6 protein-coding genes and 1 pseudogene are annotated in these 10,119 nt (G+C 71.7%); 4 read left to right on the forward strand and 3 right to left on the reverse strand.

The window, feature by feature from the left end:
• The first annotated feature begins 5 nt into the window (after positions 1–5).
• Positions 6–275: a GlsB/YeaQ/YmgE family stress response membrane protein gene (locus tag ACFY2A_RS22610; protein WP_363922326.1), complete on the forward strand. Its 270-nt coding sequence runs from the start codon at positions 6–8 to the stop codon at positions 273–275.
• An 84-nt stretch (positions 276–359) separates the two neighbouring features.
• The gene (locus tag ACFY2A_RS22615) at positions 360–1,037 is read left to right on the forward strand and encodes an STAS domain-containing protein (RefSeq protein WP_387174354.1); all 678 of its coding nucleotides are present in this window, start codon (positions 360–362) and stop codon (positions 1,035–1,037) included.
• On the opposite strand, the gene ACFY2A_RS22620 is transcribed toward ACFY2A_RS22615, so the two are convergent.
• Together ACFY2A_RS22620 and ACFY2A_RS22625 are read right to left on the reverse strand one after the other, a co-directional pair.
• Positions 1,027–1,560 (reverse strand): MarR family winged helix-turn-helix transcriptional regulator, encoded by a 534-nt coding sequence (locus ACFY2A_RS22620; protein WP_387174356.1) that lies wholly within the window; start codon positions 1,558–1,560, stop codon positions 1,027–1,029. The two genes, ACFY2A_RS22615 and ACFY2A_RS22620, sit on opposite strands and share 11 nt — an antisense overlap.
• Positions 1,561–1,758: 198 nt before the next feature.
• Positions 1,759–1,899, reverse strand: a pseudogene (locus tag ACFY2A_RS22625) (M20/M25/M40 family metallo-hydrolase); the annotation flags it as partial.
• A gap of 608 nt (positions 1,900–2,507) precedes the next feature.
• Here ACFY2A_RS22625 and ACFY2A_RS22630 point away from each other — a divergent pair.
• Positions 2,508–4,331 carry an MFS transporter gene (locus ACFY2A_RS22630; protein ID WP_387174359.1) on the forward strand — a complete coding sequence of 608 codons (1,824 nt, stop codon included), beginning with the start codon at positions 2,508–2,510 and terminating at the stop codon, positions 4,329–4,331.
• Between the two features lie 76 nt (positions 4,332–4,407).
• A complete protein-coding gene (locus ACFY2A_RS22635; RefSeq protein WP_387174362.1) occupies positions 4,408–5,925 on the forward strand; it encodes an MFS transporter in 1,518 nt (505 codons plus the stop codon).
• A gap of 152 nt (positions 5,926–6,077) precedes the next feature.
• Here the strand turns inward: ACFY2A_RS22635 and ACFY2A_RS22640 are convergent, their stop codons facing one another.
• Entirely contained in the window at positions 6,078–10,115 is a 4,038-nt protein-coding gene (locus ACFY2A_RS22640) for an amino acid adenylation domain-containing protein (protein ID WP_387174364.1), read from the reverse strand.
• Positions 10,116–10,119 lie beyond the last annotated feature (4 nt).

The raw sequence follows: 10,119 nt of genomic DNA on the forward strand, positions 1-10,119 counted from the left end.
GCAGCATGACCAGCGCCGGGATCGTCACGGCTCTCGCCGTCGGCCTTGCCGTCGGCGCGCTCGGCCGACTGGTCCTGCCCGGCCGACCGGCCGTGCCGCTGTGGCTCACCATGACCATCGGTGCCGTTGCCGCGCTGCTCGGTGCCATCACCGCCTGGCTCGCCGGCGTGCAGGGGTTCAGCCTGCTGGGCCTGGTCGTGCAGGCCGGGCTCGCCGCGATAGCGGTGGTGGTCGTGGTCGCCACCACCGGCAAGGAACGCTCCGACTCCCGCTAGGGAGTCCGCACGGCGACGGTGCTCCGCCGCCGCCCCGAGTCCCGTACCCCGGCCCACCGGCCGCGGCAACGGAGAGGAAGCAGGATGACCGTCGTACCGGACGACAACCTGATGACCCTGATCTGCGACGTCTGTGGTGAGACCACCACCGGCACCGCCTGCGTGCTGCCCGACGCCGAGGTTGTCTGGACGCTGGTCTCCGACCACGGGTGGAGCGGTTCACCGTTCGCCACCGGTCCGCACCGCTGCCCCCGGTGCAGTGCGCTGCCGCCGGGCACCCCACCCGGTGACGGCGACCGTGGCGGGTCGGGCGGCGTCGCCGAGGTGGCGGCGGCACCCGCCGACAGCGACCTCGACCCGGACGCCGGCGACGCGCTGCGGGCCGCGCTGCGTGGGGCGTTCGACGTGGCCGGGACGGTGGTGGTGGACCTGACCCACGTGCAGGTGATCGACTCACTCGGGCTGGGCATGCTCGTCCGGGCGCACCGGGACGTACGCGAGCAGGGCGGGCGGCTGTGTCTTGCCGCACCGTCGAGGTTCATCCGTACCGTGCTGCACACGATGAAGCTCGACGGGGTTTTCCCGATCTTCGACAGCCTCGACGCCGCTCTCGATCAGCTGCGGACCGCAGCGTCGCAGAACGCCGTACCGGCCGGCATCTCGTCGGTCGACGTCACGCCGGTCGACGTTCCGCGGCCCGCCGCCGAGGTGCCGTCGAGGCCCACGGCCCGCCGCCGTCGGACAAGCCGCATCACCGTCTGACCTCGGCCGGCCCTTCCACCACCGATTCCGCCCACTGCTGCCACCAGGCCTCGTCGGTGAGTTCACCGACCACGCGCAGCACCGACACCAGCGCGCCGGTGTCGGTGTCGCCGGGTCGCAGGTCGGCCAGCATCCGCTCCAACTCGTGCTGCCGGGCTCGCATACCCAGGCCGACCAGTTCCTTCCCCGCGACGGTCAGCCCGACCCAGGCGGCCCGACGGTCCGCCTCCCGCTCGTGGCGTGCCACCAACCCCTTGCGAGCCAGCCGGTCGCACATCCGGGTGGCGGTGGATGACTGCACGCCGAGCAGCTTCGCCAGGTCGATCATCCGCTGCGGCCCCGGCACCAGCACCACGAGCGTGCGGAACTGTTGCAGCGTGACATCGGCGTCGATACGCGCCAGCGTCCGCATGGCGACGGCCACCATCACCCGGCTCAGCGAGACGAGGGCACCGACGAACTCGTCAGCCGGCTCGCCACGTACCTCGCCGTCGATCGCCATGGGTTCGGACTGGATGGTCATGTCCTCCATGCTGGCACAACACGGCCGGATCGGGCTGACCCGTTCAGATGGGACGCAGCTGACAACATCGACAATGGCCAACAGTTCCGGGTCGGCCGGGCCCTCGCCGAACGGTCGCCGCCGGCTACGACACGACGGAGAGGGTGTGCCGGGCCCGCGCCGAGCAGCACCATCGCCCCGGGAACGCGCTCCAGCACCCGCGCCCTCGTGCCCCTCCTCCGCCGGCTGGAACATGAGCACCACGTCGCCGGCGAGGTGGTCACGGGCGGCGGCCAGGCGCCGGGCGGCTCCGATCAGCGCGGCGGTGTGCAGGTCGTGCCTACGGAGAGCACCGTCGATTGTGTACGGGTCAGCTGGAGACCGATTTCCGGAAAACGGTGCAGCTCACGCCTGATCTCCACGAGGTCGGCGTCGACCGAACGATGGTGGCCAGCGGTCACCGTGCCCGACTCTAGCATTTATATGGACCGTGGCACGTTACGGGAAGGTTGACTGCAATTCACGATCAAATTGCGCGGTTAATTGCGGAGACGGTCGCCGGACGCACCGTCCGAGGCCTCCTGCGGGAACGGTGCCGCCGGCGGACGCGACACCCGCGCGGTGCGCGCGATTCTTGAACTGTGGCCTGAAAAAGGGCGCTGAGCAGCTAAGAAGCGAGGACGCCCACCATCGCTCAGATAGCGCTCGGCGGGTCACTTGATCACCTAGGGTGAGCCTAGCATCGATCGATGCAGTCGTGCAACGAACGCCGGCTGACTGACCGATCAGAGCCCATCAAACTGGTCGTAAACAGGGTGAGCCACCCCGGAGGCAGCAATTCAGAACCACTTACCGATATGAGTCATATAATTGACGGTTGTCACCCGCGAAACACCTATGTAGATTTCGGTGGTCGCCAATTCGCCGACGTTCTTCTCGTCTCGGGACAGCTCGGAGGTCGGTAATCCATGCCCGAATCCCGCAATGTCGACGTCAGACCCGCGAAACGCCGCGGAACGCTCGGGCTCCTGCTCGGCGTGGTGCTGGTGACGGCCGGCGTCCTGTGCCAGCTGCCCGACGTGAAGATGATGATCGACCATGCCCGGATGGGGCCGGCGGAACCCGGCATGGAAGACATGCCCGGCATGAAGGATATGCCCGGCATGGAGGGCATGGCCCCCGGCGAGCCGATGGACATGTGGACACCCACCATGATCCTCGGCATGCTGCTGCTCCTCGTCGGCCTGCTGGTGGCCGGGCGGGCGTTGTTCGCCGGGGTCCAGCGACCGGATTCCGAGAGCGTCACCGTGGAGTCGATCGAGCATGGTCGGCTGCGACCGGCCTACTTGATCACCTGCGCGGTGCTGACCATCGCCCTGGTGGTCGACATCATGAAGCCACTCACCCTCGGCTTCGTCATGCCCGGCATGAGCGACGAGTACGGCATGTCGCTCGAATCGATCTCGATCCTGCCGCTGGTGGCCCTCACCGGCACCGCGGTCGGTTCGGTGGTCTGGGGCCTGCTCGGCGACCGGTACGGTCGGCGGACCGCCCTGCTCCTGGCCACCCTGCTGTTCATCGCGACCTCGGCGTGCGGCGCCATGCCCACCTTCGAGTGGAACCTCGTCATGTGCTTCACGATGGGCACCTCCGCCGGGGGCCTGCTGCCCCTGGTGTTCACGCTGATCGCCGAGTTGACCCCACGCCGGCACCGTGGCTGGGTCGCGGTGACCGTCGGTGGCATCGGTGGTCTGGGCGGTTACCTGGCGGCCAGCGAGGCGGCACGCCACCTCGAGCCGGCGCTGACCTGGCGCGCGCTCTGGCTGATCGGGCTGCCCTCCGGGCTGCTGCTGTTGCTGATGGCGCCGTTGATCCCCGAGTCGCCGCTGTACCTGCTGCGCGCCGGGCGGCGCACCGAGGCGGAGGCGGTGCTCCGACGCTACGGTTCCCATCTGGGCACCACCCCACCGGCCAACGGCGCCACCTCACCGGCCACCGGCACCACCGCGACACGCCCCGGCGTCGGGGCGATGCTGCGGGCGTATCCCGTCGTGACATCGGTGATCGGTGTGGTCGGTGTCGTCTGGGGCCTGGTGAACTTCGGCTTCCTGGTCATGCTGCCCGCGCAACTGCGCGAGGCGGGCCTGGCCGGTGGTGTCGCGAGCGGGCTGCTGGCCGACTCGGCTCTCTACTCCACCCCGGCCCTGGCTCTCGTCGTGCTGCTCTACGCGGCCTGGAGCGGGCGCCGCGCGCTGGCGCTGTTCATCGCGATCACCGCGATCGGGCTCGGCGGAGTGGCCGTCTGGACCAGCACCAGCGGCGGGACACTGCTGCTGCTGGCCTCCATCGGCCTGCTGGTGCTGTCGCTGTCCGCGGTCAACGCGATGCTGCTGCCGTACAGCGCCGAGATCTACCCGACCGCGATGCGGGCCACCGGCTCCGGCTTCGCCGGTGCGGCCACCAAGGTCGGCGGCATCCTCGGACCGTCCACCATGCTGCTGGTGCTCTCCCTCGGTGGCGGGCTCGTGTTGCCAGCCATCGCGCTGGGTGTGCTGTGCCTGGTCGCCACGGTACTGCTGCTGGTGTTCGGGCCGGAGCTGGGCGCCTCCGTCGGGCCACTCGCGCGTCGCGGGGGCGGCACCGTACCGGTGGACCGGACGGGCGCCCCGCCACCCACCGACGCGGCACCGCGCCTGTCGCCCGGCCTCGACGCGACGGCGACCCGGCCGGCGGCGTCCGACGACGACGATCCGAAGGACGCCCGCACCGCCGCGACACCCACCCGCATGTAGTTGCGCAACCACTGTCGGCACGGGAGCCTCTACCACGGCGGCGGGCGTGACAACCAAAAAAGAACGAGGAGCATCGATGGCCATTGAGGACGAAGGTCGACCACGGGGCGCCCGGCTGGTGCTGCTCATCCTCTTGGTGGCACAGATCATGGCGACGATGGACAACTCCATCGTCGCCGTGGCCACCAAGACCATCAAGGATGACCTGCAGACATCCGGCGCCGTTCTGCAACTGATCCTGTCCGGGTACACGCTCGTGTTCGCGGTGCTCGTCGTCACCGGCGCGCGCCTCGGCGGTGACGTGGGGCACCGGCGGCTGTTCATGATCGGGCTGGCCGGCTTCACCGCCAGCTCCCTGATCTGCGGGATCGCCCCGACCGCGGGCACGCTGGTGGCCGCTCGCCTGCTGCAAGGGGCCTTCGGGGCCATGATGGTGCCGCAGGTGCTCTCGGTGATCCAGCTCGTCTTCACCGGGTCGGCCCGGGCCCGCGCCATCGGGCTCTACTCGATGGTCCTGGCGCTCGGGGTGGCCGCCGGCCAGATCGCCGGTGGCGTGATCGTCAGCGCCGACGTGCTGGGCAGCGGCTGGCGAGCCGCGTTCCTGGTCAACGTGCCGATCGGTTTGGCCCTGCTCGCGGCGGCACCACGCTACCTGCCCGGACACACGCCCGGCTCGCGGTTCCAGCCCGACATCACCGGCATCCTGCTGCTCGCCACCTCGATGGGTGCCGTGGTCGCACCGCTGGTCTTCGGGCGTGAGCAGGGCTGGCCCGCGTGGGCGCTGGCCAGCGTCGCCGCCGGCACGGCCGGGCTCGTCCTCTTCGTGCTGTACGAGCTGCGGCTGTCCGCCCGGGGCGGACAGCCCGTGCTGGAGATCGACGCGCTACGGCCGCGAGGCGTCAAGTCGGGACTGCTGGCCTGCTGCATCCTCAACTTCGCCTTCGCCGGGGTGCTGTTCCCGCTCACTCTGCACGTGCAGAACGGGCTGGGCTACACGCCGCTACAGGCCGGGTTGATGTTCATTCCGTACCCCGTGGGTTTCGCGGCCGTCAGCCTCACCTGGACGCGGCTACCGAAACGTTTCCACCGTCCGCTGCCGGTTGCCGGCCTGCTGGTGTTCGCCCTGGCCCTGGCCGCACTGGCGGTCGTCGTGGCCGGCGGCTGGCCCATTCCGGTGGTGTCGGTGCTGTTGATGCTTGCCGGCGCGGGCATGGCGGCCGGTTTCAGCACGTTGGTGGAGCAGACGGCCGCGGCCGTGGGCCCCCGCTACGCCGCCGCGCTGTCGGCCCTGGTCTCGACCGGAACACTGCTGGCCAGTGTGGTCAGCGTGGTCGTCGTCGGCGGCATCTACCTGGCGACCGCCGAGAACGACCCGAGCCGCTCCGCTCTCGGACTGAGCCGTAGCCTCTGGGTCGACGCCGGTCTGCTGATGCTGGGCTTCCTGCTGGCCTACCGGACCTGGCGGCTGTCCACTCGGGTCGAGGCCGAGGCGGCACCGAGCACCGGAACCGCCGAGGAGATCGAGGCCGAGCCGGCGTCCGACTCCGGCGAGGAGGCTCCCGCACCGACCGGAGCGCGCCCCGCCCCGAGGTGAGAGCGGCGTCGCCGCCGGCCACCATGCTCGCCGGCCCGCCCATGGCCGGTGCGGGCCGGCGCGGTCACGTCGTTCCGCGGCGGGCCCGCGTCGTCGGCCGCGTCGCCGTACCCGGACATCGGGAAGGCGACGCGGCCGATAACGCTCGGAGTTCAGCCGGCGTCGAGCACCCGCGCCACCTGGCCGTCGATGAGGGACGCCAGCGCGGGCAGGTGCGCGGGGGACCACATCGAGTAGTGGTCGCCCGGCAGTGTCACCACCTCCATCGCCGGGCTCCACCGGCGCCAGGCCGCGCGGCTGACCTCCCGCTCCGCCTGCACCAGCACCGTCCGGCCGGCGTACGGTGCCGGCTGGTACCCGTAGATCGCCCGCATGTTGGCGCGGAACACCGCGTACCGGTTGGCGACGAAGTCGGCCCGCACGTCCGACGGGATCAGGTTCTGCCGGACGAGGAAGTCGGTAAGCGCCGCGATCGGGTCGACCGCCTCGACCACCGCACCGTTCAGCGCCGGCGCCGGTGCGGCGGAGAGTCCGGCCAGGTCGGCGACGAAGGTCTCCATCACCTGGCGCTCACTCGGCAGTGGCAACGGACCGGGCTCATTGGAGTCGATCATCACCACGAGGTCCGGTGCCGCACCCGCCGCGGCGAGCTGCCGGGCCATCTCGAAGCAGAGGAAGCCGCCCATCGACCAGCCGGCGAGCAGGTACGGCCCGTGCGGCTGCCGCTCGCGCAGCGCGGCGACGTACCGCCCGGCGAGCGCCACCAGGTCGTCGACCGGCTCGATGCCGCCCTCCAACCCTGGCGCCTCGAAGCCGTCCACCGGCTGCTCCGGATCCAACGCCCGGCTCAGCGGCAGGTACCAGTACGGCGAACCGGAGACCGCGTGCGGGCAGTAGAGCCGGGGCCGCGAGCCGGTGGCCTTGAGGGTGACCAGGGGCGACGCGTCCACGACCGGTCCATGGTCGACGAGCCGCGCCACCGCCCGGACGGTCGGCGTGGCGTAGAACTGCTTGAGCGACACCGACGTGCCGATCCGTCCGGCGATCCGCGCCAATACGTGCGCCGCCTGGAGCGAGTGCCCGCCGAGGTCGAAGAAGGACGCCTCCGTACCCACCCGCGGCACCCCCAGCACCTCCGCGAAGATCTCCGCGACCTGGCGTTCGGCCGCGGTGACGGGGGCCGCGCCGGTGTCGTCGGTGTCCGCCGCCTCCGGTGCCGGCAACGCCCGCCGGTTGACCTTGCCGCTGGTGGTCAGGGGCAGCGCGGGCAGTCGGACGAACCGGCCAGGTACCAGGTGGGCGGGCAGTTCGGTGGTCAGGTGCGTCCGCAGCGCCGCGTCGTCAGCCGGTTCGGCGGCGTCCACCACGTACCCGACGAGCCGCTGCACGCCGTTGCCGTCGCGAACCACGGTCACCGCGGCCCGGGTCACCCCGGGATGCCGGCTCAGCAGCGCCTCGATCTCGTCGAGTTCGACGCGGAGGCCGCGCAACTTCACCTGACCGTCCAGCCGGCCGCCGAAGTGCAGCCGTCCCTCCGCGTCCCAGTGACCACGATCGCCGGTGCGGTAGACCCGCCCCTGCGGATCGAACGGATCCGCGGTGAATCGGCGCCCGGTCAGCTCGTCGTCGTTGAGATAGCCGGTGCTCAGCGCCGCGCCACCGATCAGGATCTCCCCCGGCACCCCGACCGGGACCAGGTTGTCCCAGCGGTCGACCAGGTAGGTGCGGCGGTTCGGCATCGTCCGGCCGATCGGCGGTGGGGTGGGTGCCGACCAGTCCGTGCAGTCGTGGGCGAGGCAGCCCACCGTGGCCTCGGTCGGACCGTACAGGTTGACGAACCGACGCCGGCCGGGGCGAGCCCACCGGGCCACCAGGTCGGCGGGGCAGACCTCGCCGCCGACCAGCACCTCCCGCAGCGCGTCGAACCGGTCGGTGTCGTCCTCGACCAGACCGAGGGTGGTCGGGGTCAGGAACAGGTGCGTGATCCGTTCGGCCGCCAGCACCTCGGCGAGCCCGCCCGGCGAGAGCAGCCGGTCCTTGCCGATCACCACCACGGTGGCGCCGGAGGTGAGCGCCGCCAGCACCTCACCCGCAGCCAGGTCGAACACCGGCGCACAGCCGTGCAGCACCCGGTCACCGGGCCCGCAGCGCCACTGGTCGCGCATCCAGTCCAGGTAGGTGACGAAGCCCCGGTGCGGCAGTTGGACGCCCTTCGGATCACCCGTCGTGCCCGAGGTATGCAGCACGTACGCCAGGTCGTCCGGGCCGGTCGACGGCTCCGGGTCGAGCCCGGCGCCGGAATCCAGGTCGCCGGTGTCGAGCAGGAGTGTCCGCCACGGACCGTCCGGCACCCCGCCGGCATGCTCGGTGCGGGTGAGCAGCAGCCGGGCGGCGCAGTTGGTCAGGATCCGGCGCAGCCGGTTCGGTGGGGCGGCGGTGTCCAGCGGCACGTACACCCCACCGGCGTGCCAGATCGCCAGCGGCGTCAGCACCTCGTCGACGCCCCGGTCCAGCAGCGCCGGCACCCGGTCGCCGGGGCGCAGACCCGCGGCGCGCAGGCCGGCCGCCCGCCGCGCGGCCCGGTCCAGCAGCTCCCGGTAGGTCAGCTCGTGATCGCCGTGCCGGACGGCCACCGCGTCGGGGGTGCGCTCGGCCTGGGCCCGGACAAGCTGGTGAACGGTGGCCGGTGTCACCTCACGTCGCTCGCCCGCACCGAGGGTCAGCACCCGCTCCCGTTCGGCGGGATCGAGCATCGGCAACCGGGACAGCGCCGTGGCCGGGTCGGCCAGACCCGCGTCGAGCAGCCGCGCGACGTGGTCGAGCATGGTGCGTACCCGCCGCGCGTCGAACAGGTCGGTGGAGTACTCGGTGAGCACCGAGTACCGGTCGCCGTGGTCGACCAGGCTGACCATCATGTCGAAGCGGGACCGGTCCAACCGCAGGTCGACCGGGGTGCTGTCGGTGCCGGGCAGCGTCGGTCCACCCCAGGTGGACCCGTCGAGCAGCTGCACGGCCACCTGGAACAGCGGATTGCGGCCCGGGTCGCGGGGCGGGGCGAGACGCTGCACCACCCGCTCGAACGGCGCGTCCTGGTGCTCCCACGCGCCCAGGCAGGTGTCCCGGGCCCGGTCGACGAGGGTGGCGAAACTGGGATCGCCCGAGGTGTCCAGTCGCAGCACCCCCATGTTGGCGAAGAACCCGACGACGCTCTCCAGTTCGGGTCGACTGCGCCCGCTGAAGGTGGTGCCGACGGCCAGGTCGTCGGTGCCGGTGTAGCGGGCGAGCATCGCCGCGAAGGCTGCCACCAGCACCATGAACGGGCTCGCACCGGTCTCCTTGGCCAACGCCTGCACCCCGGCGTGCAGCTGCGGATCCATTCGCTGCTCCAGCAGCGCACCCCGGAACGACGCGGTCGCCGGCCGGGGCCGGTCGGCCGGCAGTTCCAGGGTGGGCAGGTCGGCCAGCCGCTGCGCCCAGTAGCTCAGGTGGTTGTCCAGTTCGGCGGTGGCCAGCTGCTGATGCTGCCAGCGGGCGAAGTCCGGGTACTGGAGGGACGGCGGGGCCATCGGCGCTCGCGTGCCGTGCCGGTGGGCGTCGTACGCGGCGGCCAGCTCCCGCAGGATCAGCCCCATCGACCAGCCGTCCACCACGATGTGGTGCGCCGCGACGGCGAGAGCGTGCTCGGTGGGGCCGAGCCGGACCAGCCGGGCCCGGAACAGCGGGCCACCGGCCAGGTCGAACGGGCGGTGCACCTCCTGCTGCTGGAGCAGGGCCAGCGCCGCCGGCCGGCGCCGCTCCTCGGGCAGCTGGGACACGTCGTCGACGACCAGGCTGGCCGGCCCCGGCGGCAGCACCCGCTGGTACGCCGTGCCCTCGACGCTCGCCACGACCGTGCGCAACGCCTCGTGCCGCCCGGCCACGTCGTCCAACGCCCGCCGCAGCGAGGCGGTGTCCAGCTCGCCGACCAGGTAGGAGGCCTGCACCAGGTTGTACGTCGGCTCGGCCGGCGCGAGCTGGGCGAGGAACCACAACTGCTCCTGGGCCCGCGACAGCGGCACTTGCTCGTCACCGGCCGGGCGCGCGCTGATCGTCGCCGGCGCCTGCCGGCGCTGTTGACGCATCCGTTCCAGCAGCAGCCGCCGGCGCTCGTCCAGTCGGGCTACCCTGCCGTCGAAGGTCTCGTCGGACATCTCA

It is taken from the genome of Micromonospora sp. NPDC000442 (assembly GCF_042898635.1).
Taxonomy (GTDB): Bacteria; Actinomycetota; Actinomycetes; order Mycobacteriales; family Micromonosporaceae; genus Micromonospora.